Annotated in this window: 29 protein-coding genes and 1 pseudogene; 21 read left to right on the forward strand and 9 right to left on the reverse strand. The window is 72.9% G+C overall.

All coding sequences use genetic code 11. The features are described from left to right. Positions 1-62 precede the first annotated feature (62 nt). Positions 63-473, forward strand: coding sequence for an ATP-binding protein (locus ACZ6KO_RS15815; protein ID WP_469304545.1), 411 nt, complete (start codon positions 63-65; stop codon positions 471-473). 110 nt (positions 474-583) lie between these two features. Then, entirely contained in the window at positions 584-931 is a 348-nt protein-coding gene (locus ACZ6KO_RS15820; RefSeq protein ID WP_469304546.1) for a peptidase inhibitor family I36 protein, read from the forward strand. Here ACZ6KO_RS15820 and ACZ6KO_RS15825 read toward each other — a convergent pair. Continuing rightward, positions 928-1,389 (reverse strand): nitroreductase family deazaflavin-dependent oxidoreductase, encoded by a 462-nt coding sequence (locus ACZ6KO_RS15825; protein WP_469304547.1) that lies wholly within the window; start codon positions 1,387-1,389, stop codon positions 928-930. The genes ACZ6KO_RS15820 and ACZ6KO_RS15825 overlap by 4 nt on opposite strands. A gap of 91 nt (positions 1,390-1,480) precedes the next feature. On the opposite strand from ACZ6KO_RS15825, the gene ACZ6KO_RS15830 reads away from it, so the two are divergent. After that, positions 1,481-2,551, forward strand: a complete 1,071-nt coding sequence (locus ACZ6KO_RS15830; RefSeq protein ID WP_469304548.1) for a LysR family transcriptional regulator — start codon at positions 1,481-1,483, stop codon at positions 2,549-2,551. On the opposite strand, the pseudogene ACZ6KO_RS15835 reads toward ACZ6KO_RS15830, so the two are convergent. Beyond that, a pseudogene (locus ACZ6KO_RS15835) lies at positions 2,485-2,913 on the reverse strand (peptidylprolyl isomerase); the annotation flags it as partial. The gene ACZ6KO_RS15830 and the pseudogene ACZ6KO_RS15835 sit on opposite strands and share 67 nt — an antisense overlap. 403 nt (positions 2,914-3,316) lie before the next feature. On the opposite strand from ACZ6KO_RS15835, the gene ACZ6KO_RS15840 reads away from it, so the two are divergent. Next, positions 3,317-3,772, forward strand: coding sequence for a hypothetical protein (locus ACZ6KO_RS15840; RefSeq protein ID WP_469304549.1), 456 nt, complete (start codon positions 3,317-3,319; stop codon positions 3,770-3,772). A gap of 64 nt (positions 3,773-3,836) precedes the next feature. Here the strand turns inward: ACZ6KO_RS15840 and ACZ6KO_RS15845 are convergent, their stop codons facing one another. Then, positions 3,837-4,034 carry a hypothetical protein gene (locus ACZ6KO_RS15845; protein ID WP_469304550.1) on the reverse strand — a complete coding sequence of 66 codons (198 nt, stop codon included), beginning with the start codon at positions 4,032-4,034 and terminating at the stop codon, positions 3,837-3,839. Between the two features lie 220 nt (positions 4,035-4,254). On the opposite strand from ACZ6KO_RS15845, the gene ACZ6KO_RS15850 reads away from it, so the two are divergent. Continuing rightward, positions 4,255-5,613 (forward strand): carbohydrate-binding protein, encoded by a 1,359-nt coding sequence (locus ACZ6KO_RS15850; protein WP_469304551.1) that lies wholly within the window; start codon positions 4,255-4,257, stop codon positions 5,611-5,613. 100 nt (positions 5,614-5,713) lie between these two features. On the opposite strand, the gene ACZ6KO_RS15855 is transcribed toward ACZ6KO_RS15850, so the two are convergent. The 3 genes from ACZ6KO_RS15855 to ACZ6KO_RS15865 are packed head-to-tail and all read right to left on the reverse strand — an operon-like array spanning position 5,714 to position 9,589. After that, a complete protein-coding gene (locus ACZ6KO_RS15855; RefSeq protein WP_469304552.1) occupies positions 5,714-6,724 on the reverse strand; it encodes a YdcF family protein in 1,011 nt (336 codons plus the stop codon). A 4-nt stretch (positions 6,725-6,728) separates the two neighbouring features. Next, a complete protein-coding gene (locus ACZ6KO_RS15860) occupies positions 6,729-8,303 on the reverse strand; it encodes an N-acyl-D-amino-acid deacylase family protein (protein WP_469304553.1) in 1,575 nt (524 codons plus the stop codon). Between the two features lie 5 nt (positions 8,304-8,308). Further along, positions 8,309-9,589: an alanine racemase gene (locus tag ACZ6KO_RS15865; protein WP_469304554.1), complete on the reverse strand. Its 1,281-nt coding sequence runs from the start codon at positions 9,587-9,589 to the stop codon at positions 8,309-8,311. 222 nt (positions 9,590-9,811) lie between these two features. Here ACZ6KO_RS15865 and ACZ6KO_RS15870 point away from each other — a divergent pair, with 222 nt between their 5' ends. Beyond that, positions 9,812-10,561: an IclR family transcriptional regulator gene (locus ACZ6KO_RS15870; RefSeq protein ID WP_469304555.1), complete on the forward strand. Its 750-nt coding sequence runs from the start codon at positions 9,812-9,814 to the stop codon at positions 10,559-10,561. Then, a complete protein-coding gene (locus ACZ6KO_RS15875) occupies positions 10,558-10,968 on the forward strand; it encodes a RidA family protein (RefSeq protein ID WP_469304556.1) in 411 nt (136 codons plus the stop codon). Before ACZ6KO_RS15870 ends, ACZ6KO_RS15875 begins: the two co-directional genes overlap by 4 nt. An 86-nt stretch (positions 10,969-11,054) precedes the next feature. Here the strand turns inward: ACZ6KO_RS15875 and ACZ6KO_RS15880 are convergent, their stop codons facing one another. Together ACZ6KO_RS15880 and ACZ6KO_RS15885 are read right to left on the reverse strand one after the other, a co-directional pair. Then, complete coding sequence (locus tag ACZ6KO_RS15880) at positions 11,055-12,392, reverse strand: M14 family metallopeptidase (protein WP_469304557.1); 1,338 nt, start codon at positions 12,390-12,392, stop codon at positions 11,055-11,057. 108 nt (positions 12,393-12,500) lie between these two features. Beyond that, complete coding sequence (locus tag ACZ6KO_RS15885) at positions 12,501-14,195, reverse strand: chitinase (protein WP_469304558.1); 1,695 nt, start codon at positions 14,193-14,195, stop codon at positions 12,501-12,503. A 395-nt stretch (positions 14,196-14,590) separates the two neighbouring features. Here ACZ6KO_RS15885 and ACZ6KO_RS15890 point away from each other — a divergent pair, with 395 nt between their 5' ends. The 14 genes from ACZ6KO_RS15890 (at position 14,591) to ACZ6KO_RS15955 (ending at position 26,022) form a co-directional block, all read left to right on the forward strand. Next, positions 14,591-15,454, forward strand: a complete 864-nt coding sequence (locus ACZ6KO_RS15890) for a hypothetical protein (RefSeq protein ID WP_469304559.1) — start codon at positions 14,591-14,593, stop codon at positions 15,452-15,454. Between the two features lie 102 nt (positions 15,455-15,556). Then, positions 15,557-16,264, forward strand: coding sequence for a Flp pilus assembly protein CpaB (cpaB, locus tag ACZ6KO_RS15895; RefSeq protein ID WP_469304560.1), 708 nt, complete (start codon positions 15,557-15,559; stop codon positions 16,262-16,264). 7 nt (positions 16,265-16,271) lie between these two features. Continuing rightward, positions 16,272-17,588, forward strand: a complete 1,317-nt coding sequence (locus tag ACZ6KO_RS15900) for an AAA family ATPase (protein ID WP_469304561.1) — start codon at positions 16,272-16,274, stop codon at positions 17,586-17,588. Further along, positions 17,585-17,965: a TadE family protein gene (locus tag ACZ6KO_RS15905; RefSeq protein WP_469304562.1), complete on the forward strand. Its 381-nt coding sequence runs from the start codon at positions 17,585-17,587 to the stop codon at positions 17,963-17,965. Before ACZ6KO_RS15900 ends, ACZ6KO_RS15905 begins: the two co-directional genes overlap by 4 nt. Continuing rightward, complete coding sequence (locus ACZ6KO_RS15910; RefSeq protein ID WP_469304563.1) at positions 17,965-18,489, forward strand: TadE/TadG family type IV pilus assembly protein; 525 nt, start codon at positions 17,965-17,967, stop codon at positions 18,487-18,489. The genes ACZ6KO_RS15905 and ACZ6KO_RS15910 overlap by 1 nt, the downstream gene beginning before the upstream one ends. After that, positions 18,486-19,850 carry a CpaF family protein gene (locus tag ACZ6KO_RS15915; protein ID WP_469304564.1) on the forward strand — a complete coding sequence of 455 codons (1,365 nt, stop codon included), beginning with the start codon at positions 18,486-18,488 and terminating at the stop codon, positions 19,848-19,850. Before ACZ6KO_RS15910 ends, ACZ6KO_RS15915 begins: the two co-directional genes overlap by 4 nt. Next, on the forward strand, positions 19,847-20,785 hold the full coding sequence (locus ACZ6KO_RS15920) for a type II secretion system F family protein (RefSeq protein ID WP_469304565.1): 939 nt from the start codon (positions 19,847-19,849) through the stop codon (positions 20,783-20,785). Before ACZ6KO_RS15915 ends, ACZ6KO_RS15920 begins: the two co-directional genes overlap by 4 nt. A 34-nt stretch (positions 20,786-20,819) precedes the next feature. After that, on the forward strand, positions 20,820-21,710 hold the full coding sequence (locus ACZ6KO_RS15925) for a DUF5936 domain-containing protein (RefSeq protein ID WP_469304982.1): 891 nt from the start codon (positions 20,820-20,822) through the stop codon (positions 21,708-21,710). Positions 21,711-21,715: 5 nt separating this feature from the next. Beyond that, positions 21,716-23,026 (forward strand): sensor histidine kinase, encoded by a 1,311-nt coding sequence (locus ACZ6KO_RS15930; protein WP_469304566.1) that lies wholly within the window; start codon positions 21,716-21,718, stop codon positions 23,024-23,026. Further along, complete coding sequence (locus ACZ6KO_RS15935; RefSeq protein WP_469304567.1) at positions 23,023-23,727, forward strand: response regulator; 705 nt, start codon at positions 23,023-23,025, stop codon at positions 23,725-23,727. Before ACZ6KO_RS15930 ends, ACZ6KO_RS15935 begins: the two co-directional genes overlap by 4 nt. 110 nt (positions 23,728-23,837) lie before the next feature. Beyond that, positions 23,838-24,095: a hypothetical protein gene (locus ACZ6KO_RS15940; protein WP_469304568.1), complete on the forward strand. Its 258-nt coding sequence runs from the start codon at positions 23,838-23,840 to the stop codon at positions 24,093-24,095. Continuing rightward, on the forward strand, positions 24,092-24,742 hold the full coding sequence (locus tag ACZ6KO_RS15945) for a pilus assembly protein TadG-related protein (protein ID WP_469304569.1): 651 nt from the start codon (positions 24,092-24,094) through the stop codon (positions 24,740-24,742). Before ACZ6KO_RS15940 ends, ACZ6KO_RS15945 begins: the two co-directional genes overlap by 4 nt. Positions 24,743-24,772: 30 nt before the next feature. Further along, positions 24,773-25,363 (forward strand): hypothetical protein, encoded by a 591-nt coding sequence (locus ACZ6KO_RS15950; protein ID WP_469304570.1) that lies wholly within the window; start codon positions 24,773-24,775, stop codon positions 25,361-25,363. An 8-nt stretch (positions 25,364-25,371) separates the two neighbouring features. Beyond that, on the forward strand, positions 25,372-26,022 hold the full coding sequence (locus ACZ6KO_RS15955; protein ID WP_469304571.1) for an OmpA family protein: 651 nt from the start codon (positions 25,372-25,374) through the stop codon (positions 26,020-26,022). Here ACZ6KO_RS15955 and ACZ6KO_RS15960 read toward each other — a convergent pair. Further along, a complete protein-coding gene (locus ACZ6KO_RS15960; RefSeq protein WP_469304572.1) occupies positions 26,012-26,551 on the reverse strand; it encodes a TetR/AcrR family transcriptional regulator in 540 nt (179 codons plus the stop codon). The genes ACZ6KO_RS15955 and ACZ6KO_RS15960 overlap by 11 nt on opposite strands. Positions 26,552-26,601 lie beyond the last annotated feature (50 nt).

Here is a 26,601-nt window from a genome sequence, read left to right on the forward strand (position 1 = left end):
CGGCCAGCACCCCCGGTGCCGTTGCTCGTGCGGCCCTTACCCGGCGCGGGAGTCTGCGGACCATGGATCACACCATCGAGTGCCACTTTGTCCGAAGCCCGCGCAGTGTCGGCCGGGCGCGGGCGCTGCTCGCCGAGCAGGCGCGGGAGTGGAAGTTGGGGGAGGAGACCGTGGACACGGCGGTGCTGTTGCTCAGCGAGCTGATGACGAACGCCACGCGGCACGCCCGGGTGCCACCGGGCCGGGAGGTGTGGATGCGGGCCGCGTGGGCGGACGACCGGCTGCGGGTGGAGGTGCTGGACGCGAACCGGGCGCTGCCCGTGGTCCGGGCCGCCGGGGCGGCGGACGAGAACGGGCGGGGGCTGGCGATCGTCGCCGCGCTGGCCGGGGAGTGGGGGGCCTACCCGCGGGCGTGCGGGATCGGGAAGGTGGTGTGGTTCGAGCTGGCGGCGCCGCGCGGGGAGTTGCTCTGATCGGGTGGTCTCGGCGCGCTGGGCTGGCATGTCCACCGCGCCGGTCGCGATCATGATCGGCATCTCGGCCCGGTCGGGCCATCCCTGACGCTCCCCCCACGGAGGCTTCCATGAAGCTGCGTTCCCTGGCGTTCGCCGCCGCCGTCTCGCTGACCTCGCTGCTGCTGCCCACCAGTGCCTCGGCGGCCGCCGCCGTGCCGGCCTGTCCCGGGGGATCGGTCTGCTTCTACTCCAAGGCGGACTACCGCGGTCAGAGCTGGGAGTGGACGCGGCACAGCGGTTACCGGGACATGCCGTCCGGGCTGCACGACCACGTCGGGTCGTTCGTCGCGAGCACCGAGGCGTGCTTCATCAACTGGGGGCCGAAGGAGACGCGGTCCGTCTACAACGGGGACTGGCGCCGTGACTACCAGGGCGACTTCGGCGGGCGGATCGACGGCGTCGGTCCCACCTGTTAGCCCGCGAGGCCGCCCGTCCGCTCGATGATGACCAGGGGGATCTCGCGGTCCGTGCGCTCCTGGTACTCGTCGTACTGGGGCCACAGGCCCGTCATCACGCCCCAGTACGTCTCCCGCTCCTGCGGTGTCGCCGTGCGGGCCTTGGCCGCGCAGACCTCCGCGCCGACCTGGACGCGGATCTCCGGGCAGGCCAGCAGGTTGCGGTACCACGCGGGGTGTTCGGGGGCGCCGCCGTTGGAGGCGACCACGAGGAGGCGGTCCTCGTCCTCGCCGTAGATCAGCGGGGTGCGGACCGCCCGGCCCGAGACGCGGCCCACGGTGGTGAGGAGGAGGGTGGGGACGCCGTGCCAGATGTGGCCGTCCGTGCCGTCGGTTTCGACGTACGAGCGGAGGTGGTCCAGCTGCCAGCCGGGGCGCGGGTCGGTCGGGTGGTCCCAGTCGACGTCGGTGGAGTGCATACCGGGTGAACGACGGACGACCGGCAGGCGTCACGTTCCTTCTCCTTCCCGACCGTAGCGGGAGGAGGCAGGTCTGGACCAAGCTCGGGGGATGGACTTGGAGTTGAGGCACCTCAAGACGGTCAGGGCCATCGCCGACGCCGGGAGCCTGACCAGGGCGGCCACCGCCCTCGGGCTCGCCCAGCCGGCGCTCAGCGCGCAGCTGAAGCGGATCGAGCGGGTGCTGGGCGGGGAACTGTTCACGCGCGGCCGGGACGGGGTGCGGCCCACCCCGCTCGGTGAGCTGGTCGTGGAGCGGGCCCGGGTGGTGCTGCCCGCGCTGTGCGAGCTCCAGGAGGAGGCCGTGCGCTTCGCGCGGCAGGGGACCGAGGGGTACCGGCTCGGCGGGACCCACGGGCCGCTGCTGGGCGGGGTCGTCGACCGGATCGCGCGCGGCGAGCCGGGGGCGGCGGTGACGACGTACACCGCGTGGTCGGAGACGGAGATCGCCCGGCAGGTCGCCGAGGGGCGGCTGGACTTCGCGCTGGTCGGGGTGTGCGGGGAGAGCGCGCCGCCCGAGCCGGGGCGGCTGGCGTGGCTGGAGGTGGCGCGGGACCCGGTGTACGTGATGCTCGCCGAGGACCATCCGCTGGCGCCGCGCGCGCAGATCGAGCTGGCGGAGCTGGCCGCGGAGGCGTGGACCGACGTACCCGGCGACGGCTGCTTCGGGGACTGCTTCGCGGCGGCGTGCGTGCGGGCCGGGTTCACGCCCGCCTGCGTGTACGAGGCGGACACGGCCTCCTGCGTGCACCTGGTGCAGGTGGGACGGGCCGTCGGGCTGTGCCGGGCGACCTTCCCCGCCACCCCGGGGCTGGTGACCCGGCCGCTGGCCGGGGCGCCGCTGGTGTGGCGGCACCTGCTGGGCTGGCACCCCGCGGCGCGCGCGGCGGCCCGGGCCGCGGCCGTACTCGACCACGCCCGGGCCGCGCACGCGGAGGCGCTGGCCCGCTCAGCGGGAGCGGTTCAGGGAGCGGCTCAGGGAGCGGCTCAAAGGAGCTCGGCCTTCTCGATGACGACCGGCTCGACGGGGACGTCGGCGTGCCCGCCCGCGCGGCCGGTCTTGACGGCGGCGATGGAGTCCACGACGTCCTGGCCCTCGGTGACGGTGCCGAAGACGGCGTAGCCGAAGCCCTGCATCGTCTCGGACGTGAAGTCGAGGAAGGCGTTGTCCGCGGTGTTGACGAAGAACTGCGAGGTCGCGGAGTGCGGGGCGCTCGTGCGCGCCATCGCGACCGTGTACTTCTTGTTCTTCAGGCCGTTGGCGGCCTCGTTCTGGACCGGCGGCTGGGTCGGCTTCTGGTTCATGTCGGCGGTGAAGCCGCCGCCCTGGTTCATGAAGCCGGGGATGACCCGGTGGAAGATCGTTCCGTCGTAGTGCCCGGCCTGCACGTACGAGAGGAAGTTCGCCACGGTCAGCGGCGCCTTCTCCTCGTCGAGGTCGATCACGAGGGCGCCGTGGTTGGTGGTCAGCTTGACCTGGGGCATTGCGGTGTCCGGTCCCTTCTCGGGGGTGAGGTTTTTTACGCTCCAGCTTCGCAGACGCCTCCCTTGAGTCGATCAGTCGGCAGGCTTCACACTCGGTGACATGCGACGACGTGGGGTGAGGGCCGGCGTGGCGGTGGCGGCGCTGGTGGTGCTGTCGGTGGCGGGGTGCGAGGGCGGGACGGCGGCCGGAGGGTCGTCCGGGGGGTCCTCGGGCGGGGCGTCCGCGGGGGCGTCCGGAGGGGCCTCCGGCGGGGCGTCCGGAGGGGCGTCCGGCGGGTCCGGGCCTCGTGCGTCCGGGACCTCGGCCCCGGGCGGTGGCGGCGCGAGTCAGGGGGGTGGCTCGGCCCGGCCCTCGACGCCCGGGGGCAAGTTCCCCGGGACCCTGCCGGTCCCGGGCAGGACGGTGGACAAGGACGGCCTGAAGGCCCCGCGCGACAAGGTCTGGCCGTACGAGGACGGGCTGGGGGGCGGCATCACCGACGTCGGGGCGCTGGACCCCTACCGCCCGGCCGGGAAGTCGGGCGGGTTCATGATCACCTGTACGCCGAAGATCCACGAGGGTACCGGCGTCTACATCGTCCCCTCGAACGGGCGGGCCTCCTTCAAGGCGTACGCCGTCCTGGCCGAGTACCGGTATCCCGAGGAGCCGGCGGTGTACGGCAGGCTGCCCGCCCGCTCGGCCTGGCGGAAGGCGCCGGGGGTGGTGATCACCCCCTCCTCCGGGACCCTGGAGCGGGGGGCGAAGATCCCCCTGGTGGTCAGCGGCCGCGTCTCCCTGGGCGACAAGAAGTTCTTCCTGGTCGTGGAGAACGGGGACCGCAGCAGCAGCGTCTCGATCCCGTTCGAGTGCTTCCGCTGAGCGCGAGCGCGCTCCCCGGCCCCTCCGCCCGGGCGTGCGGAGGGGCCGGGCCCGTACGTGCGTGCTACGGCAGGTAACGCTCGATGACCTGCGGCCCCTCCTTCTCGATCAGCTTCCGGGCCTTCTCCACCCGCTCCGGAGTCGGGTCGGCGCCCGTCGCCATGACGAGGTCCTCGGGGTCGTAGGCGCGTTCCCCGCCGGTCCACAGCTTGACCGGGCGGGCCTTGCTCCCGGGCTGCTGCTCGTCGCCTTCAGTGGCCATGTCGTACCTCCCTCGGATGCCCCCAGGCCCCCATCCTGCGACGGCCCGCGCATGAACGCATGTCGGCCGGACGGGTGGCGGGCCCCGGGCGGGCCCGGGCCGGGTGACCGGCGTGGCCATAACGCGTAGGGAGGGGCCAACTGGCAGCTCCCGCGCCCCGGTCGGGGATTCCTAGGGTTTCGGCAGACCCCCACCGAACCTCCGACCGAGGAGATCCCCCATGCTCAAGCGACACGCCCGCGCGGCGTGTACCGCCCTGGCTGCCGCCGGTCTGCTGCTCGCCGGTACGGCCGGTACGGCCGGCGCGAGCGCCGCCGCGGCCGCCGGCGGCGCCCCGTCCGCGGCCGTCACCCTGCGTACCGCCGACGCGCAGCCCGAGCTGCTCGCCGCCCTTCAGCGCGACCTGGGCCTGGACCCGGCCCGCGCCCGGGCGCGGCTGGCCAACGAGGCCGAGGCCGGGGCCACGGCCGCCCGGCTGCGGGCGGACCTCGCCGGGTCCTTCGCGGGGGCCTGGGTGGACGGCGCCGAGGCGCAGACGCTGACCGTGGCCACCACCCGGGCCGCCGACACCGCCGCGATACGCGCCGCCGGGGCGCACGCGAAGGTGGTCCCGCACGCGCTGGGCACGCTGGACGCCGCCAGGGCCGCCCTGGACGCGGGCGCCACCGCCGCGACCCCGGTCCGCTACGTCGACCAGCGGGCGAACGTGCTGGTGGTGGAGGAGACCGAGGCGGGCGCCGCGGCGCGGCTGCTGGCCGCCGCCGGGGTGCCGGCCGGCCTGGTACGGGTGGAGCGGACGGCCGAGGCACCGCGTCCGCTGTACGACCTGCGGGGCGGGGACGCGTACTACATGAACGGCAGCGGCCGCTGCTCGGTCGGCTTCCCGGTGACCCGCGGGACCACGCAGGGCTTCGCCACCGCCGGGCACTGCGGGCGGGCCGGGACGACGACGACCGGGTTCAACCGGGTCGCGCAGGGCTCGTTCCAGGCGTCGGTCTTCCCGGGCAGCGACATGGCGTGGGTGGCCGCGAACTCCTCCTGGACCGCCACCCCCTACGTCAAGGGCAGCGGCGGTGCGAACGTGCAGGTCACCGGCTCGGTGCTGCAGCCCGTCGGGGCCTCGGTGTGCCGCTCCGGCTCGACCACCGGGTGGCACTGCGGCACGATCCAGCAGCACAACACCTCGGTCACCTACCCCGAGGGCACCATCTCGGGCGTCACGCGCACCACGGTGTGCGCCGAGCCCGGGGACTCCGGCGGCTCGTACATCTCCGGCAGCCAGGCCCAGGGCGTGACCTCGGGGGGCTCCGGGAACTGCTCCAGCGGCGGCACCACCTTCTTCCAGCCGCTGAACCCGCTGCTGTCCGCGTACGGGCTGACCCTCAAGGTCACCGGCTCCGACCCGGGCCCCGGCCCCGGCCCCGAGCCGGAGCCGGGCGGCAGCTGGAAGGCGGGCGCGGTGTACGCCGCGGGCGACACCGTGACGTACGGCGGCGGCAGCTACCGCTGCCTCCAGGGCCACCAGGCGCAGACGGGCTGGGAGCCGCCGAACGTGCCGGCGCTGTGGCAGCGGGTGTAGCGACCCGTACGGGAACCCCCACGGGGCGGACGGGCCGCGGCTGCCGGGGGGCAGCCGCGGCTCCGGCCGTTCCCGGCCCGGGGTTCAGCGCGGCGGCGGCTCAGTGGGACAGCAGCGCGACCAGCACGCCGAAGGCGGCCAGGATGCCGCAGATGATCAGGTTGACCCCGCGGTGCTCCCAGAAGACGGCGACGAACTCGCGGATGGTGGCGCTGGGCCAGAAGTAGCGGGCGGTGGGCGAGCCGAGGACCTGGCCGTCGACGCCGGCCTTGCGGGCCATCATCGCGGCCCGGAAGGCGTGGAAGTTGTTGGTGACGACCACGCACCGGTAGCCCGGGACGGCCTCCGCCATGATCGTGCGGCTGAAGGCGAGGTTCTCCTCGGTGGTGCGGGAGCGGTCCTCCAGGCGGACGTGGCTCCCCGGGACGCCGTGGGCGATCAGCCAGTCGGCCATGGCGCGGGACTCGGCCAGCTTCTCGTCCTCGCCCTTGCCGCCGGAGGTGAGCAGCACCGGCACCCGGCCGCCCCGGGCGAGCTGGGCGGCGTAGATCTGCCGGCCCTTCTCCAGGCGGGAGGCCAGCAGCGGCGGCACCCGCTCCCCGCCGATCAGGCCCGAGCCGAGCACGACGACGAAGTCGACGTCGCCGCGGACCCGGATGCGCCCGTAGAGGTAGGCGTAGCCGAGGAAGCACAGGAAGACGAAGGAGACGTAGACGCTGATCAGGGTGAGCGCCGCGACGACGCCGTCGAGGACGAGGGAGCCGGAGAGCTGAACGGCGATCAGCAGGCCGATCATCCCGAAGATGGCGAGCCCGGCGAGCATCGAGAGCAGGTTGGCGGGCCGGCCGCCCTCCTTGCGGATCATCGTGACGCCGTTGGCGATCAGGAAGACGCCGAGGGCGACGACACCGAGCAGGGGCAGCGCGAAGACGGCCACGAGGACGGTCTGGGCCAGCCAGAAGGGCAGTTTGGCCACCTGCCACAGCAGGGCCAGCGACGTGAGGATGAACGTCAGGCCGAGCAGGACGGCGTTCTGGAAGCGCCGGCGGTCCTTGCGGACGCTGACGCAGAAGACGAGGAAGAGCAGGAGCGCGGGGGCGAAGGCCGACATGTGTTCATCGTATGGGCGGCGCATGGGGTGTTCGGCGGACGGAGCGGCCGGCCAGGACGTCCGTGCGGCGCCCGTCGCGGATGACGGGGCGGCCGTCGATCAGGACGTGCGGGATGCCGGCGGGCAGCGCGCGCGGGTGCTCGTACGTTGAACCGGCCGCGACCTCACGGGGGTCGAAGAGGACCAGGTCGGCGCGGAAGCCGGGGCGGACCAGGCCCCGGTCGGGCAGCCGCAGGCGGGCGGCGGGGCGGCCGGTCAGGTGCGCCACGCACTCCTCCAGCGTGAGCACGCCCAACTCGCGGACGTAGTGGCCCAGGTAGCGCGGGAAGGTGCCGTAGGCGCGGGGGTGCGGTTTGGCGCCGCGCAGGATGCCGTCGGAGCCGCCGGTGTGCGCCCGGTGGCGCATGATCGTGCGGACGTTCTCCTCGTGGCCGACGTGCTGGAGGACGGTCGTGGCCAGCCGGTCCTCGATCAGCAGGCGGCGGGCGCTCTCCCAGGCGTCCAGCCGCCGGCCCACGTGGTGGGCGAGCGCCGGGTCGCCGGTGCCGGAGATCTCCACCGTCGGCCAGTCCACCGGCACCCCGTGGCAGCCGTCGGAGCCCTGGACCTCCAGGGCGTGGCGGATCCGGTCCGCGCTCGCGGGGTCGGCGAGGCGGGCCAGGACCGCCCCGGGGCCGCCCTCGCCGGCCCAGCTCGGCAGCAGCGCCACCAGCGTGGTGGAGCCGGCGGTGTACGGATAGGTGTCGAAGGTCAGGTCCGCGCCGGCCGCCAGGGCCCGGTCCAGGAGGGCCAGCAGTTCGCCGCCCCGGCCCTCGTTCTCGGGGAAGTTCATGGTGGCGTGGGCCAGGTGCAGGGCGCAGCCCGCGGTGCGGGCCAGCTCGATCATCTCGGCGTAGGCGCGCAGGGCGCCGCGGCCGTAACTGCGGTGGTGCGGGCAGTAGTAGCCGCCGTAGGAGGCCACGACCCGGCACAGCGCGGTCAGTTCGGCGTCGTCGGCGTACATGCCGGGGGTGTAGGTCAGCCCCGAGGACATGCCGACGGCGCCCTGGCGCAGGCCCTCGGCGACGAGCCCCCGCATCCGGTCCCGTTCGGCGGCGGTGGCCGGGCGGTCGCTCCAGCCCACGACCTGGGCGCGGACGGTGCCCTGCGGGACGAGGTAGGCGGCGTTGACCGCGATCCCGCGGTCGAGGCGGTCCAGGTACTCCCCGACGGTCCGCCAGTCCATCTCGACGTCCGCGTCGTCCCCGTTCCAGCCGGCGATGGCGGTGCGGACCTCGCCGAGGGTGCGCTCGTCGGCCGGCGCGTACGACAGCCCGTCCTGGCCCAGGACTTCGAGCGTGACGCCCTGGGCGGCCTTCGCGCTGTGGTCGGGGTCGCGCAGCAGCGCGAGGTCGCTGTGGGCGTGCATGTCGATGAACCCGGGGGCCAGCGCGAGCCCGTCGGCGTCCAGGGTGCGCCGGCCGCCCGCGCGGATCCGGCCGATCTCCACGATGCGGCCCCCGTGGACGGCGACGTCGGCGGTGTACGCGGGGCCGCCGGTGCCGTCGAGCACACGGGCCCCGCGTACGACCAGGTCCACGGCGGCTAGAAGAACGTACGGATCAGATCGCCGACGGTGCCGTCGGCGTCGACGACGGGGATCAGCGGCCACTTCTCGAAGATGGTGCAGGGGTGGGACATGCCGAGCGCCACCCAGTCGCCGACCTCCAGGGCCGTGCCGGGCTCGGTCTCCAGCCAGGCGTGCTGGTCGGAGAGCTTGACCACGCGCACGCCGGTCGCCGGGCGCTCGCTGCCGTCGAGGGCGTCGCGCACCAGCTCGGCCTCGGGGAGCCCGACGTCGTAGGCGATGTCCCGCTTGCCGGCGTTGACGAAGGCCTGGGTGGGGGAGGGCCGGGAGACCACCTGGGTCCACAGCCGGAACGCCGGGCGCAGCCCGCCCTCCTCGGGGATCCGGTTGAAGGGGGTGAGGCGGGTGTACCAGCCGTGGTCGTGGGAGACGTACGCGCCCGAGCGCAGCAGCTTGAGCACCGGGCGGGACAGCTGCGGGAGTTCGGCGAAGACCTCGGCCACGGAGTCGAACCAGGAGCTGCCGCCCGCGCTGACGACGATCTCCGGCACGTCGGCGAAGCGGCCGTCCTTGTCGAACTCGACGGCGAGCGCGGTCAGCCGGCGCAGCCAGGCGCCCACCCGGTCGGGGTCGGCGTCGGGCACCTCCGCCTCGTAGCCGGCCACGCCGACGAGCCGGAGGGTGGCGGTGGCGGCGACGGCGTCCGCGACGGCCCGGCAGTCCTCCTCCGTACGGGCTCCCGTCCGCGCGCCCTCGCCGGCGCCGAGCTCCACGACGACGTCGAGCGGGCGGGAGGTGCGGCCGGCCAGGGCCCGGTCCATGAGCTGGACCCCGCGCACGGAGTCGACGTAGCAGACGAAGGTGAGGCCGGGGTCGGCGGTGAGCTCGGCGGCCACCCAGTGCAGGGCGGCGGTGTCCACCAGCTCGTTGGCGAGGAAGATCCGCTGGATGCCGAAGGCGCGGTAGACGCGGGCCTGGTGGGGGACGGCGGCGGTGATGCCCCAGGCGCCGTGCGCCAGCTGGCGCTCGAAGAGCTGTGGGGCCATGCAGGTCTTGCCGTGCGGGGCGAAGGCGAGCCCGTGGCGGGCCGCGTAGGTGCCCAGGGCGGTCAGGTTGTGCTCCAGCGCCTCGGCGTCCAGGGTCAGCACGGGGGTGGTGAACCCGCCGGTGAAGAGGTTGCGGCGCTGGGCGGCGAGCTCGCCCACCGTGAGGGAGGCGGCCTCGGCGTCCGGCGGCAGGCCCTTGAAGCGGTGGTCGAGGGGTTCCCGGGCGAGGTCCCGTACTGCTGCGCCGGTCATCGGTGCCTCCTGTGGTGCGCTGGTCGTACGCGACGCGCTCGTTGCGTTGTGTGCAACGGTCGTTGCGTGAGGTGCTCGCTGCTGTCTAACATCCCGCGTGACGGCGGGTCAACGCCGACCGACCGCCGCCGACCGACGCTCACCGCCCACCGCCCGACGCGCCCGTGCCCGCGCCCGTGTCCGCGCGCGGTGGGCGCGGACGCGACGAAGGGACCGACCTCCATGAGCCAGTCGCTCGACCGGGCACTGCGCATCCTGCCGCTGCTCGCGCGCGGCGCCGCCGGGCTCGGCGAGGTGGCCGGCGCCCTCGACGTGCACAAGAGCACCGCCCTGCGCCTGCTGCGCACGCTCGACGAGCACGGGTTCGTCTACCGGCAGAACGACGGCCGCTACCGGCTGGGTTCCCGGCTCTTCGCGCTGGCCGCCGAGGCCGTCGAGGGCCTGGACCTGCGCGAGATCGCGCACCCGCACCTCGTGGCCCTCAACCAGGCCACCGGCCACACCGTGCACCTCGCCCTGCACCAGGACGACGAGGTCCTCTACGTCGACAAGGTCGACAGCCGCTATCCGGTACGGATGTACAGCCGCATCGGCAAGCCCGTCCCGCTCACGGTCGCCGCCGTCGCCAAGGTGCTGCTGGCCGACCTGCCGGAGGCCGAGCGCCGGGCGCTGGCCGCCCGGATCGACTACCCGCGCTACACCGCCCGCTCGACCCCCGGCGCCGAGGCCTTCCTGCGCGAGCTGGACCTCGTGCGCGAGCGGGGCTGGGCCACCGACCTCGGCGGGCACGAGGAGAGCATCAACTGCGTCGGCGCGCCCGTGCGCGGCCCCGGTGGGCGGGTCGCCGCCGCGATGTCGCTCTCCGCGCCCGGTGTGGTCGTCAGCGGCGAGGAACTGCTCGAACTGCTGCCCCTGGTACGGCGCACCGCCGATGCCATCAGTGAGGACTACTCAGGAGAGGACGGCGCGTGACCGAGAAGACCGCCATCACCCCCGCCACCCACACCGCCCCGCCCGCGGCCTTCTCGCACGGTGTGCGCAAGGGCAACATCCTCCAGGTCGCCGGCCAGGTCGGCTTCCTGCCGGCCGTCCCGGGCCAGGCGCCGACGCCGGCCGGGCCGACCCTGCGCGCGCAGACGCTCCAGACGCTGGAGAACGTCCGCTCGGTGCTTCAGGCGGGCGGGGCCGGCTGGGACGACGTGATGATGATCCGCGTGTACCTCACCGACACCGGCCACTTCGCGGAGATGAACGAGATCTACGACGCCTACTTCGCGGAGCAGGGCCTGAAGCAGGCGCCGGCGGCCCGGACGACCGTGTACGTCGGGCTGCCCGCCGGTCTGCTCGTCGAGATCGACGCGCTCGCCGTCCTGGGGTGACGCGCGAGGGGCGCCCCCCTGGCGGCGGGGCGCCCCGTGGCGCGGGTCAGCTGATCAGTTGATCAGCGGATCAGCCGGTCGGCGGGTCACGGCGTCGTGCAGTACTGCGCCTCCTTGCCGATGGAGCGGTACATGCAGTCGGCGTTCTCCAGCAGCTGGAGCACCGCGTCCTTGTTGCGCGCGGTCTCGCGGTCGATCACCTCGTCGGGCGGGTAGAAGCCCCCGCCGCCGCTCCTCGGGTACATCTCGAAGGTGTACCCGAAGATCTTCTGGTCGCCCCACAGCCAGTCGTCGATCGTGCCGTCGGTGATGTAGAGGTCGCTCGCCTGCTCCGGGGTGTAGCCGTTGCTCCCGGCCATGTTCTGGCCGATCTTCTTGAACGCCGCCAGGTCGTCGGCCGTCAGGCCGGGCGCGGTGTCGTTGTAGGTCCAGCCGTACGGCCACAGCACCAGCTCGCTGTACGTGTGGAAGTCGATCGCGGCCTTGATCTGCTGCTTGCCACCGACCACCCGGCCGCGGACGAAGTCCGAGACGGCCTTGACCTCGGGTGCCGACTCGGCGGCGGGACCGCGGTAGGTCTCGGAGCTCCTGCTGCCGCTGGAGCCGCCGCAGCAGCCCCACTTGTAGTTCCAGTTGCGGTTCTCGTCCGTGCCGACGTACGAGGAACCGGCGTTGGGCTGGCGGTTCTTGCGCCAGGAGCGGTAGGAGCCGGTGGCGATGTCGTACTCGCCGCCGTCGGGGTTGAGGTCCGGGATGATCCAGATCTCGCGGCCGTTGACGGCGTTGGTGACGCGGGACTCCGAGCCGTACTTCGAGCCGAACTCCTTGAGCAGGTACAGCGCCATCTCGACGGTGAGGTGCTCGCGGGCGTGCTGGTGGTGCGTGAAGAGCACCTCCGGCTCGTTCTCGTCGGTCGCGACGTTGTCACTGATCTTGATCGCGATCAGGTCGCGGCCCTGGTAGGACTTGCCGATCACCTTCTTGCTCATGATGGCCGGGTACTGCGCGACGCGCTGGTCGATCTCGGTCATCATCTCGGCGAAGTTGTGGTAGCGGGCGTCGGCCGAGGGGAAGTCCATGGGCGCCGCCGTCAGGCCCGGCACCGACCGGTCCGGCGGGCCGGGGAGCGCTTCCAGCTTGTAGCCGAGCGAGCGCAGCTTCTTCGCCTGCATGGTGTCGGCGCTGACCACGACCGCGTGGTCGTCCACCTCGTCGATGGAGACGCCGTGGGCGAGGAGCGCGGTGCGGTCGGCCGGGGTCGAGGGGCCGTGGATCTCGTACTGGACGATGGCCTCGTCCTGGGTCGCGGTGGACGGGGTGGGCGGCGGTGAGGCCGTCGCGCTCATGCCGTAGGCGGGTGCGCCGAGGGCGAGCGCCAGCAGGGCCGCGACGGTGGCGGTCCTCCTGCGAGTGCGTAGCCGCATGCGATCTCCTGGGTGTGGAGTGTGGGGGTAGCCGTGCGGACGCGCACAGCGTGCGCTTCTGACATGGCCCGGTCAAGAGGTCCGAACCGGCCATCCCCACATGTACCGCTACGGCAGGTTGTGCACGTGCGGACCCACCGCGTTGGACCACGCGTTTGCTGCCTTCGCGTCCCAGTTCGTCGACCAGGTCATCGCGCCGCGCAGCCCCGGGTAGGTCTTCGACGGCTTGAAGGATCCGCAGTTCGTACCGCGGGTGAGGCAGTCCAGGGCGTTGTTCACCACGGCCGGTGACACGTAACCGCTGCCCGCCCCGCTGGGCGAGGCCGGGACGCCCAGGCCCACCTGGGACGGGGCCAGGCCGCCCTCCAGCTGGATGCAGGCCAGGGCGGTGAGGAAGTCGACCGAGCCCTGCGAGTACACCTTGCCGTCGCAGCCCAGCATCGAGCCGCTGTTGTAGTACTGCATGTTGACGACGGTGAGGATGTCCTTGACGTTCAGCGCCGTCCGGAAGTAGGCGTTCGACGTCGACTGCATGTCGATCGTCTGCGGAGCCATCGTCAGGACCAGCGAGGGGCCCGCCTTCTGGGACAGCGAGCGCAGCGCCTGGGTCATGTAGGTGGCGTTGAGGCCGTTCTCCAGGTCGATGTCGATGCCGCTGAAGCCGTACTCCTGCATCAGCGCGTACGCCGAATCGGCGAGGTTGTTCGCGGAGGCCGCGTCATTGACCGTGATGGTCCCCTTCTCGCCGCCGATCGACAGGACGACCGACTTGCCCGCCGCCTTCTTCGCGGCGATGTCGGCCTTGAACTGGGCCACCGTGTAGCCGCCCAGGCCCGCCGAGTCGAGGTTGAAGGCGATCGCGCCGGGCGTGGCGGTGGCATCGGCGAAGGAGACGGCGATGATGTCGTACTGGGCCTGGACCTCGGAGAGCTTCTGGACGGTCGCGCCGTTGTTGAAGTTCTGCCAGTAGCCGGTGACCGCGTGCCGGGGCACGGCCGGGTTGCCGGGGTCGCCGCCGCCACCGGTGGTCCGGCCCGGCACGGGGGCCGAACGGGGACCTTCACCCGCCTGGTTGTACGCGCTCACCTGGAAGGAGTAGGACGTGTCGGGGGTCAGTCCGCCGAGCGTGGCCGTGGTCCCGGAGACGGTGGCGACCCGCGCGCCGTCCCGGTAGACGTGATATCCGCTCGCCCCGCTGACCGCGCTCCACGAAAGGGTGAGCGCGTTCGGGCCCTGGCCGGAAACCGCGAGTCCGGACGGCGCGCCCGGGACCGAGGGGCCCGGGTCGGTGCCCCCGCCGCCGTCCGGGCCGAAGACGGAGAACTCGTCCACGTGGTAGGCGGGCTGTCCGTACCAGCCGTGGGTGTAGACGGTGACCTGGGTGGTGGAGGGGCCGGTGGTGAAGGTGGTGGACAGCTTCTGCCAGCCGCCGCCGCTGCCCGGGGTCCAGGTGGAGACGTCCTGGGTGCCCGTGCCGCTCGCGCCGAGATAGACGTAACTGCCCTGGACCTGCGTGCTCAGCGTGTACGTGGAGCTCGGCTTGACCGTGACGGTCTGGCTGCACCGGGCGTTGTCGGACCCGGCCGGGGTGGCCTTGAGGGCGCCCGCCCCGGCGAACACCGGGCTGGAGACGGCGGCGCCGCTGCCGGCCGTGCAGCTCCAGTTCGACAGACCCGACTCGAATCCGCCGTTGCGGGCGACATTGACGTCGGCCGCCCGCGCGGTGCCGGCGGTCAGGGCGGTCAGTCCGGTGGCGGTGAGAGTGGCGGCGCCCAGCAGGGCGAGGGAGCGTATGCGATTCACGAAGGGCTCCGGTGGGGGGAGTTGGGGATTTCGTGGTGAGTGGGACGCGAGGCGACGGGTAGGGGCGTGGGAGGTGGGGAAGTGAAGTGGGGGACCCCGCGCCCAAGTTGGTCCAGACCAATCCGTCTGTCAAGGGTCTTCGCAAAGTGGCTGGAAATGGCTGATCTCCGGATCTGCGTTGTCTGCGTTGTCCGCATTTCCCGCGGGTTCTCCGCACCCTGTGATCGCCTGGGCACCCACAGGAATCGGCAAGGCCCTGCCCGACCGGCGATGACGTGGATATGGTGCTGGGGCAGGAGGGGAGAGCGTCGATCGTTCGCGGTCGCGCAGCGGGTGCGTGTACGTGGCGGCGACGCGAAACGTCCGTGGCGCAAGGGGTGAACGGGGGAATTCGCGTGCCGACCGCCATCGCTGTCACCAGCGCCGACCTGGTGCTGCCCGCCCCCGACCGGCACACGCCGGCCGCCGCCGTCCTCACCGGCCCCGACCGGACCGACCTGGCGGGCTCCCTCGCCGAGACCGCCACCCTGCTGGAGCGGTACGGGCACGTGGTCACCGTCGTCCCCAGCTGGCTGCCGCCCGCCACCGCGCGCCGGCTGCACACCGTACGGTCCCTCCTGGAGAGCGACCGGATCGCGCTCCTGGAGACCGATCTGCCCCCGCTGGGCACCGCCCTGCTGGTACGTCAGTTACGCCAGCTCACCGTCTGCGACTTCAGCCCCGGCGTGATCGCCTCCGCCGCCCGGCTGCTCTCCCACTACGTCTACGCCGGCGCCCTGCTGGGCTCGGTCGCCAAGCTCGACCGGGTGCCCGTGGGCCTGCGCGCCCACGCCCGGTCCTGGTCACCGGGCGCCCTGTTCGCCGTACTGGCCCATCCGACGCCGCACCTGGCCAAACTGGGCACCCCGGCGGCCCAGCTGCCGCCCGGACCCGGCTTCGCCACCCACCTCACCTTCGCGCGCGGCCAGCTCGCATCCGACTGGGTCACCGCCGAACTGGCGGGCGCCTGGCAGGTCCAGGGCGTCCTGGAGAACCCGCTGCCGGACGACTCCGCCTCCTGGTGGGCCACCGGCAGACTCGTCGAGTTCGCCGCCGCCATCCCGGACCTGACGGTCCTCTACCAGCTCGTCGCCTCCGTCCGCCGGGAACGGTGCCGCTGGTGCGGGCTCGAACTCATCGGCGACCGCTGCGGCTTCTGCGCCGCGCGGCAGTCACCGGCGGCACCGGGCACACCTGCGCCCGCGGCCGCCGCTTCCTGACCCCTGACCCCTGGCCTTCCCTCTCGCCCCGACCCCGATCCCGACCCCGACCGACGGACCGACCGCACCGCCCGACCCCCGAACGACGAGGTAGTACGGCCCATGAACTCACGCCAGCGCCGCGGCGTCATCCTGCTGCTCCTGTCGGTCCTGTGCGCCCTGGCGGCGTTCGCCGGCGTCCTGTCGGTCATCGGCGACGTCAACGCGAAGGTCGGGCGGGAAGTGGTGGCGTACGAGGTCAAGAACGGCATAGCGCCGTACGCCCCGCTGAAGGAGGCCGACTTCGACGAGGTCAGGATCCCCCAGCGGTGGCTGCCGCCGAACGCCGTCACCGACCTGGCGGCCCTGCGCGAGAAGACCACGCTCGTGCCGCTGAAGAAGGGCAGCCTGCTGCAGAGCGACATGCTCGTGGACCGGCCCACGCTCCAGCCCGGCGAGCAGGAGATGGCCATCATGATCGACGCGGCCACGGGCGTCGCCGGAAAGATCACCCCCGGTGCCAGGGTCAACATCATCGCCACCTTCAAGGGCGCCAAGGAGACCGACCCCGACCGGTCGGTGATCATCGTGGCCAACGCCCGGGTGATCGGCGTCGGCCAGCTCACCCCCGTGGAGAAGACCAGCGGCGACCGCAAGGGCCCGGACGAGGCCGTGCCGATCACGTTCGCCCTCAACACCAAGGACACCCAGCGCGTGGCGTACGCCGAGTCCTTCGCCGAGCACGTCCGGCTGGCCCTGGTGGCACCGGGCGGCGAGGGCCAGCAGCCCGGCCCGAACGAGCGCACGTACACCCTCGACGGGGACAAGTGAGGCCCGGATGACGACCCGAATCCTCCCGGCGGCCGGCGAGGCGGACGCCGCCCGCTCCCTGGTGACCCTGATCGGCCAGCTGCCCGACGCCGAACCGGCCGCCCCCGTCCCCGACTCCACGACCCTGCTGGACACCCTGGGCCGGCTGGCCGCCGAATCGCTCGACGAGCTGCCCGAGGTGGTCCTGGTCCACGAGCGCATCGGGCCGGTCCCCGCGCTCGACCTGATCCGCGAGGTCGCCCTGCGCTTCCCGGCGGTGGGCGTCGTCCTCGTCACCTCCGACGCCGGGCCCGGACTGTTCGCGGCCGCCATGGACTCCGGCGCGCGCGGCGTCATCGGGCTGCCCCTGTCGTACGAGGAACTCGCCGCCCGCGTCCAGGCCGCGGCCCAGTGGTCGGTGGGCGTACGGCGGCACCTGGGGCGGGGCACGGAGGTCTTCACGGGTCCCGGTGGCAGCGTGGTGACGGTGACCGGGGCCAAGGGCGGGGTCGGCACCACCCTCACGGCCGTCCAGTTCGCGCTGGCGGCGGCCGCGTCGGGGCGGCGCACGGCCCTGGTCGACATGGACCTCCAGGCGGGCGACGTGGGCTCGTACCTGGACGTGCAGTTCCGCCGCTCGATCGCGGACCTCGCCGGCATCCAGGACATCTCCCCGCGGGTGCTGGGCGACGCCGTCTTCGAGCACGGGACGGGGATCGCGCTGCTGCTGGCGCCGGCGGAGGGCGAGCGCGGCGAGGAGGTCGACGACCGGGCGGCACGGACCATCGTGACGGCGCTGCGCAGCCGCTACGAGCTGGTCGTCATCGACTGCGGCACGCAGATGACGGGCGCGAACGCCTCGGCGGTGGAGATGGCCGACGTCGCGGTGCTGGTCACCACGCCGGACGTGGTGGCGGTCCGGGCGGCCAAGCGGATGGTGCGGATGTGGGAGCGGCTGCAGGTGCGCAAGGCCGAGGACACCGCGATGGTCGTCAACCGCTGGTCCCGGCACACCGAGATCCAGCCCGCGCTGATCGAGAAGATCACCAAGGCCCGGGTTGCGCGGACCCCGGTCCCGGCGGCGTTCAAGGAACTCCAGGCGGTCGTCGACGCGGGCCGCGTCCAGGACCTCGACAACCGTTCCGCCGTCAAGCAGGCCCTGTGGTCGCTGGCGGGCGAACTGGGCCTGCTGGCCACCCCCGACACCGCGGCCCCCGGCACGTCCGCCGGCACCCCGGGCACCACCCTGGCCCTGCGCGTGCCGGGCCCGGTGGCCCGCCGGCGCGGCGCCGACCGCACCGCCCGCACCACCCTGGGCCTGCGCCGCCGCAAGGACCCCCGGTGAACCGCCCCGGACGCCGGGCGGCGGGCGGGGACCGCGGCCAGGTGGCGGTGGAGTTCGCGGGCACGGTCCCGCTGATCCTGCTGCTGGTCGCGGCGGTGTGGGAGGGCGTCCTGATCGGCTACGCGTTCTCCCTGGCGGGCAACGCGGCGGACGAGGCGGCGAGGGCGGGCGCGGTCAAGGCGGGCGCGTGCGAGGCGGCCGCCGTGGAACACATCGGCGACTCGTGGCAGCCCACGGTGCTCTGCGGCCCGGTGGTGAACGGGGTCTACAAGGCCACGGTGGACCTGAAGCTGCCGATCATCTACCCGGGCATGCTCGACCTGAACGTCACGATCAAGGGCACGGCCGGCTCCCCGATGGAACGGGAGACCAACTGATGTCCGCCCGACCGGCGTCGCCGCGCCCCACCCCAGCCCCGCCGGCGTTTGAGGCGCTGGGGGTACCCCCAGCGGTAGCTGGGGGAGGTCCGGGGCGGAGCCCCGGTTACGGGAAGGGGCGGGGTGGAGCCGCCCGCAGGGCCCCCCGCCGCACCCCGACCGGCCCACGCGACCGCGGCCAGGTCGCCATCGAATACATCGCCTTCGTCCCGATCCTCCTCTTCGTCGCCCTCGCCGGCATCCAGCTCGGCGTCGTCGCCTACGCCGAGGAACAGGCCGGCACCGCCGCCCGCACCGCCGCCCGCGTCCAGGCCCGCTACGGCGAGGGCGGGGTCGAGGCCGGCAAGGCGGCCCTCAGCGACTGGCTCGCCGACGACGCCACCGTGGAGGTGCCGCCCGGCGGGGACGCCATCACGGCCACCGTCACCGTCCGGGTGCCCTCGGTCCTGCCCGGCCTCGACGGCCACGTGGCCACCCGTACCGCCGTGATGCCCAACGACGACCCCAAGGAGGCCCGCCCGTGAGCCTGCGTTCCCGGGTCGGCACGCCCGACGACCGCCACAGCCCCCGCGAGGACGGCCGCCTCGTATCGTCCTACCGCGCCAAGCTGCTGGAGGAGATCGACCTCGCCGAGATGTCCGCGCTCGCGCCCGCCGAGCGCCGCGCCCGGCTGGAGCGCGTACTCGGGCACATCATCAGCCGCGAGGGACCGGTCCTGTCCACCACCGAACGCGGCCAGCTCATCCGCCGCGTCGTCGACGAGGCGCTCGGCCTCGGCGTGCTCGAACCGCTCCTCGAGGACGCCTCGATCTCCGAGATCATGGTCAACGGCCCCGACCACATCTACGTCGAACGCGGCGGCCGCGTCGAGCAGCTCCCCCTCCGCTTCGCCTCCCACGACCAGCTGATGCAGACCATCGAGCGCATCGTCTCCACCGTCAACCGCCGTGTGGACGAGGCCAATCCGATGGTCGACGCCCGCCTGCCCAGCGGCGAGCGCGTCAACGTGATCATCCCGCCGCTGTCGCTGACCGGCGCCACCCTCACCATCCGCCGGTTCCCGCGCGCCTTCACCCTCCACGAGATGATCGGCCTCGGCTCGCTCGACGAGCAGATGCTGCTCCTGCTGTCCGGGCTGGTCCAGGCGAAGATGAACGTGATCGTCTCCGGCGCCACCGGCACGGGGAAGACCACCCTCCTCAACGCCCTCTCCGGCCTCATCCCGGAGGGCGAACGCATCATCACCATCGAGGACTCCGCCGAACTCCAGCTCCAGCAGGCCCACGTCATCCGCCTGGAGTCCCGCCCCGCCAACGTCGAGGGCAAGGGCCGCATCACCATCCGCGACCTCGTCCGCAACTCCCTGCGCATGCGCCCCGACCGCATCATCGTCGGCGAGGTCCGCGGCGGCGAGACCCTCGACATGCTCCAGGCCATGTCCACCGGCCACGACGGCTCCCTGGCCACCGTGCACGCCAACAGCGCCGAGGACGCGCTGATGCGCCTGCAGACCCTGGCGTCCATGTCGGAGGTCGAGGTCCCCTTCGAGGCCCTCCAGGACCAGATCAACTCCGCCGTCAACGTCGTCGTCCAGCTGACCCGCTTCGGCGACGGCTCCCGCCGCGTCACCGAGATCTCCATCCTCGACTCGCACGGCCGCGAACCGTTCCGGATCACCACCGTCTGCCGCTTCGCGGCCCGCCCCATGGGACCCGACGGCCGCGTCCACGGCTCCTTCGACCACTACCCGGTCCCGCGCCGGATCGCCGAGCGCCTCTACATGTACAACCAGCCGGTCCCCCCGGCCTTCGGGGTCGCCCTCTCGGACGACCAGCTCACGACCCGCACCACGGCGACCGGAACGCTCAGGGGGACGATCCTGTGAACCCTCTCGTGCTCCTCACCCTCGGCGCCACCCTGCTCGCCTGCCTGCTCGTCGTCGCCGGCACCCACGCGTACGCCGCCGGCCGCGCCCAGCGCGCGGCCCTCATCGAGCGCCTCTCCGCATCCGGCGCCCCCGCGCCCGCCGGGCGCCGGCGCCGCTTCCACGCCGTCGACCGGCGGCTGCGCCGGACCCGCGTCGGCCGGTACATCGAACGGAAGCTGGCCACGACCGGCCTGGACCTCACGCCCGGCGAGTTCTTCGTCGCCATGCTCGCCGGCATCGCCGGCGTCTGGCTGCTCGCGGCCTCCTTCCTGGCCCCCTTCTTCGGCCCGGTGGCGGGGCTCATCGGCCTGTGGGCCGCCAACGCCTTCCTGACCTGGCAGCGCGTGCGGCGCACCGAGCGGTTCATCAACCAGCTCCCCGAGCTCGCCCGGATCCTGGCCAACGCCACCCAGGCCGGCCTGGCCCTGCGTACGGCCATCGGGATGGCCGCCGAGGAGCTGGAGGCACCGGCGGGCGAGGAGCTGTCGCGGGTCGCCGACCGGCTGGCGGTCGGCCACTCCGTCGAGGAGGCGCTGGGCGAGCTCGCCGAGCGGCTGCCCTCGCGCGAACTCGTCGTGCTCGTCTCCACCCTCGTGCTGTCCGCACGGGCGGGCGGCGCGATCGTCGGCAGCCTGCGCAACCTCACGGTCACCCTGGAGCAGCGCAAGGAGACCCGGCGCGAGATCCGCACGCAGCTCTCCCAGGTGACGGTGACGGCGTACCTCGTGCCCGCCATCGGCCTGGGCTCGCTGCTGCTGGTGGACGCGATGATGCCGGGCGCGCTGGACCGGATGACCGGCGCGTTCGTCGGCCAGACCGCCGTCCTGATCGCGCTCGGCCTGTTCACGCTCGGCTTCGTCCTCATCCGCCGCCTGTCGAAGATCGACGTCTGAGGGGCCGCCGGACATGACACCGACCCCGGACACGATCGCCGTCCTGCTCGCCCTCGCCGTCGCGGTGTGCGTGTTCGGCGTCTTCCACGGCATCCGCCTCTACCGCGCGGACACCGAACTCCCCACCGATCTGGCGCTCGCCCTGGAGGTCGGCGCGACCCGCACCACGGCCGTCGGCTCGGTCGTCGACCGCATGGGCATCCGCTGGGCGCCGCTCGTCCTGCGCCTGATGGGGCCCAAGCGGGTCGCGGCCAAGCGCCGCCAGATCGACATGGCGGGCAACCCGGCCGGTCTGACCATCGACCGGTACGCGGCCCGGCGCGCCGTCTACGGCGCGCTCGGCGCGCTCGGCGCGTTCGCCATGCTGATCAACGGGCAGCTGGTGCCGGCGCTGCTGATGGTGGCGTTCGGGCTGTTCTGGATCGAGGTCGGCCTCTGGTCGGCGATCCGGGTCCGCCGCGACCACATCGAGCGCACCCTGCCCGACTTCCTCGACGTCCTCGCCGTGGTCGTCAGCGCCGGGCTCGGCTTCCGGCAGGCGCTGGAGCGGGTCGCGGGCAAGTACGAGGGGCCGTGGGCGGACGAGGTCCGCATCACCCTCCAGCAGATGGACATGGGCGTCAGCCGCCGCCAGGCCTTCGACGAGCTGCGCCGCCGCAACGACAGCGAGCAGGTCGCCCAGTTCGTCACCGCCCTCCAGCAGGGCGAGGAGCTGGGCTCGCCGATCGTGGAGACGCTGATCGCCATCGCCGAGGACATGCGCCGTACCGACGCCCAGAACGCGCGGCGGCGGGCGGCCCGGGCGGTGCCGAAAGCGACGTTCGCGGTGACCATGTTCATGCTGCCGGGCACGCTGATCCTGCTGGTCTGCGGGTTCGTCTACGGCGCGAACGTCGACTTCGGCGCGATCCTCGGGGGCGGGTGAGGACGATGACGACGGCCACCGTGCGGGCGGCCCCCGTGCCGCTGCGACGCCTGCGCCACCCGGCGCAGGCACCGGGAGACCCTTCCCTGACCCTCCAGTCCCTGACCCTCCAGGCGAACGCCCTCCAGGCCCTGTGCCGCCAGGTGTTCGGCTTCCGGCTGGCGATGATCGCGCTGGGCGCCCCGGTGGCACTGGGCCGTACGGCGCGGGGCGGACCGCTGTGGCTGGTGTCCGCCGCGATCCTGCTGACGTTCATGTTCAGCTACGTGCTCTTCCGCGACTGGGAACGGTGGGGGCCGCGGCTGCTGCGGCACCGCTGGGCGCTGGCCGTGGACATGGGGTTCAGCGCGCTGCTGCTGGTCACGGCGACACCGGAGTCCCCACTGGGGCTGGTGTGCGTGTGCACGCCGCTGCTGGCCGGGCTGGTCTACGGCTGGCGCGGCTCGGCGCTGTACGCGGCGGCGCAGGCGGTGCTGGTGGCCGGCGTGTACGCGCTGGACGCCGCGTCGCCGGTCACGGTCACCGGGGCGATGGTCCTGCCCGGCCTGTGCGTGATCGCGGGCGCGGCCGGCGCCTGCCTGCGGGGGCTGCTCTTCCGCTTCGGTACGGCCGGCCGGGCGCTGACCGAGACCCGGGCCCGGCTCGCGGTGGCGGAGGCGGTCGCGGCGGAACGGGCGCGGCTGGCCCGGGAGATGCACGACTCGGTCTCCAAGACCCTGCACGGGGTCGCGTTGGCGGCCGAGGCGCTGGCGGCGGGCGGTACGGCGGATCCGCGCGAGCTGCGCGCGCAGGCCCGGCTGATCGCGGGCGCGGCGCGGCGGGCCGCGGCGGAGTCCCGCGACCTCCTGGCCGACCTGCGGGCGGACCTGGACGCGCCGGTGGTGTCGCTGGCGGGCGAACTCCGGCGCAGGGCGGGAGCCTTCGCGTCGGAAGCCGGCCCGGGCCTCGCGGTGGAGCTAGAGGTGGACACAAAACTGCCGCCGGTCCCGGCGGCGGTGGCCCGCGAGCTGTCGTACGTGGTCGGGGAAGCCCTGGAGAACACCCGCCGCCATGCGGGGGCGGGCCGGGTGGCGGTGTCGGCGACGGTCGACGGCGACCACCTGACGCTCCGCGTCCGCGACGACGGCCGGGGCCTGGGCGAGGTGGCGCCCGCGCCGGCCGGGGACGGCCACTTCGGCATCCTGGGCATGCGGGAGCGGGCCGAGGCCGTCGGCGGCCGGCTGACCCTCGGGGCGGGCCCGGACGGCGTCGGCACGGAGGTCCGCGTGGACATCCCGCTGGCGGCGCTGGCGCACGCGGCGGGCGGTACGGCATGACGGTGCGAGCCCTGCGGCCCCTGCGCGTGCTGATCGCGGACGACAACCCGGTGGTCCGGGCGGGCCTGGCGGCGCTGCTGTCGGCGCACCCCGGCCTGGTGGTCACGGCGGTGGCGGCGGACGGCCGCGAGGCGCTCCGCCTGGCCCGCCTGCACCGCCCGGACGTGGTCCTCCTCGACGTCCGCATGCCGGGCGTCGACGGCATCTCGGCCCTCCCGCACCTGACACAGCTGGCGCCGGTCCTGATGCTGACGTACAGCCGCGAACCGGAGGTGGTCCGCGAGTCGCTGCGGCTGGGTGCGGGCGGCTACCTGGTCCATGGCGAGTTCACGCCGGACCAGCTGATCGCGGCGGTGCGCGATGTGCGGGAAGGACGGGCGAACCTCTCGACGACGGCCGCGAGCACGCTCCTGGCGGAACTCCGCACGCACTCTTCGCAACCGCAACGCTATGTGCCACAATCCCAGGGCGAGCCCGCCAATCAAGCGTCGTTCGGGTTGAGTTCACGTGAGGTGGAGATCATGGATCTCATCGCATCCGGGATGAGCAACCAGCAGATCGCGGCCGTGTGCTTCATCAGCGAGAAGACGGTGAAGAACCACATCAACCGCATCTTCGCGAAGCTCCACGCGACGGCGCGCAGCGAAGCGATAGCCCGCTGGCTGGGAACCGCCCACCGAGGGACACCGGGCCATGCGTAGCCGCCGCGCGCAGTGGGTCCGCAATTGGGCCCACGGACCCTTGGACCGGCCCACCCGCCCGCCATACCGTCCGCAAATCGGAACCGGCACCGGCCCGGGAGGGAACCCCCATGTCACACAACACGCTGCTGAAGGCCACGGTCGAGGCGAAGATCCGGGTGACCGGCTGGACGGACACGGCGGTCTCCCGGATCCGCAAGCGCTACACAGGCCTGGACCGGGGGCAGACGGCGTTCGAATACCTAGGGATCATCCTGGTGGTCGTGGTGATCATCGGGGCGATCGCCGGTTCCGGTATCGGTACGGCGATCACGAACAAGATTGCTCGCGCCGTCGAGGACATCAAGGCGGGTGGCGGCAAGGGTTGACCGCCGCCAGGCCGTCCGACGGGGGGCAAGCCTTTCCCATCTACGTCGTGGTGGTGGCCGGTCTGTTGTTCGCGGCGTTCGCGCTCTTCGTCATCGGACAGGCTGCCGTGACGCGCAGCAGCGCGCAGGGTGCCGCGGATGCTGCGGCCTTGGCTGCCGCCCGGGAGGCGAGGGACGGCGCCTTTTGGGACCGTGATCTGCTCGCTTTGACGCAGAGGGGCTGGGAAGACCTGCTGGCCGGCGCAGGGCTGGACGGGAGGGCAGCCTGCGGAAAGGCTCAGGACTTCGCGGCGCTGAACGACGCCACTGCCCAGTGTTATGCGGAACTGCCTCGGTTCCGGGTGACAGTCGAGACCAAAGGAACTGTCGGGGACTCTGTGGTGCCGGGCACGGGGCAGATGCACGGAACGGCGACTGCTACGGCATTGATCGAGTCGCGCTGTTCACTGAGGTCCCTCCCTTCTCCTGTCCCGTCACCGTCCGCCTCAGCCACTCCCTCGCCCTCGCCCAGCACGGGGGAGCCGGGTAAGCCAGGCCCCATCGAGTTCAGGTGCAAGGGCGGAGAACTGGTCACACTCGACCCGCTGAAACCGGGTCCCTTGAGCAAGCTGGCAAGAAGCCTCTTCGATGTGCGACTGGTCGACTGACTGCGAACGAGAGACAAGGAAGCGACGTACATGAGCATTCGGCATACGGCGAAGGTCCGCGGGGGAGCGGCCGTCGCGGTTGCAGCGGCTTTGGCCATCGCGTTGGCCGGGTGTGGTGGCAGTGGCGACGGCAAAGCGAAGGACCAGGGAAAGTCGCCCAGCGCACAGTCCCAGAACGCCGGCGCGCAGGCCCCTGCGCCGAGCAGCGGCCAGAGCTCGGAGCCCAAGCAGATTCTGGCGACCTCGAAGGGTGGCGCCGGCATCGTCTTGACGATCAATTCTGCCGCTCGGGATCAGGGAGGCTTCCTCACCGTCAGTGGCCAGATCAAGAACGAGGGAAGCGAGGCGTATGTGGAGACTGCCGCCTGGCGGGGTGATGAACGAGGCGCCAGCGCGGCGTCCGTGGCGGGCGCCACTCTGACCGACAAGGCGGGAAAGAAGCGTTACTACGTGCTCCGCGACACGGAAAGCAGGTGCCTGTGCAGCATGGGCATCACGCGCATTGGCGCAGGGGAGAGCGTCCCCTTCTTCGCGCAGTTCCCCGCACCCCCCGCCGCCACCACAGAGGTCGAGTTCAGCCTCCCCACCTTCGCCACGGCCACCATCAAAATCTCCGGGTGAGTGACCCCATGACCACACGGACCCAACGCCAACGTCACCGCGCGGTCGCCGCCATAGGGGTGTCCGCGCTCGTCATCGCCGGGGTGCACCTCGTCGGTGCGGCCAGCGCAAACGCCGATGAGAAGCCGACCGCGCCCCCCGGCACCGAGCCCTCCGCATCCGCTCCCGTGCCCATCGACTCCAATTCGCCCGGCCTCAAGATCCCCCAGGGCGGCACCCTCGCACCGCCCAAGGTGCTCGACATCGCCGAGGTCGTCGAGGACCTCGGTGGCGAGCAGCGCCGGCAGGAGACCAATCAGAGCGTCATGATGGCGCTCCAGGCCGAGGTGCTGTTCCCCGAGGACAGTTCCATCCTCAACGCCCAGGCCACCGCCCGGATCCAGGCCATCGGCCAGGAGATCAACCAGCAGAAGGCCACCCGCGTCCGGGTGTTCGGGTTCACCGACGACCAGGGCAGTTACGAGCACGGCAAGGAGCTGTCCAAGAAGCGGGCCGACTCCGTGCAGGCCGAGCTCGCCAGGACCGTCACCGACCCGGGCGTGATCTTCGACATCCGCGGCTACAGCGAGGACTACCCGATCGCCGACAACACCACCGAAGAGGGCCGCAAGAAGAACCGCCGCGTGGAGATCACCTTCCCGCGCACCGTCAATCCGTAGGGGACAGCAGGCGCGCCGCCATCTCCCGGGCCCGCAGGGCCGGTGCCGGCCCGGGGGTGAGGGCGGCCACCGTCGTCGCGCCCTCGACCAGGATCAGCAGGTCGTCCGCCAGGGCCGGCGAGGAGCCGGGCAGGCCGGCCAGCAGGGCGTGCAGCTCCGCCTTGTGGCGGTGGACGACGCCCAGGACCGGCTCCGGGCCGCCGGCGCCCAGTTCGCCGTACGCGTTGAGGAACGCGCAGCCCCGGAAGTCCGGCTCCGCGAACCAGTCCGCCAGCCAGTCGAAGACGGCGAGGACCGGCTGCTCCGCCCCGTTCACCGCCTCCCGCAGGGAGCCGAGCCAGCGCCGGTCGCGCCGCTCCAGGTACGCCGTGACCAGCGCGTCCTTCGCCGGGAAGAGGCGGTACAGCCGCTTGAGGGGCACCCCCGACCCGGCGCGGATGCGGTCCATGGCGACGGCCTGGATGCCCTCGGCGTAGAACAGCTCCTCCGCCGTGTCCAGCAGCCGGGTACGGGCCTCTTCGTCGTCCATGCAGGCAGCGTAACCGAGATGCCCTTGCCGCGAGAACGATCGTTCTCTAG

This window comes from Streptomyces sp. NPDC042102, from assembly GCF_055582305.1.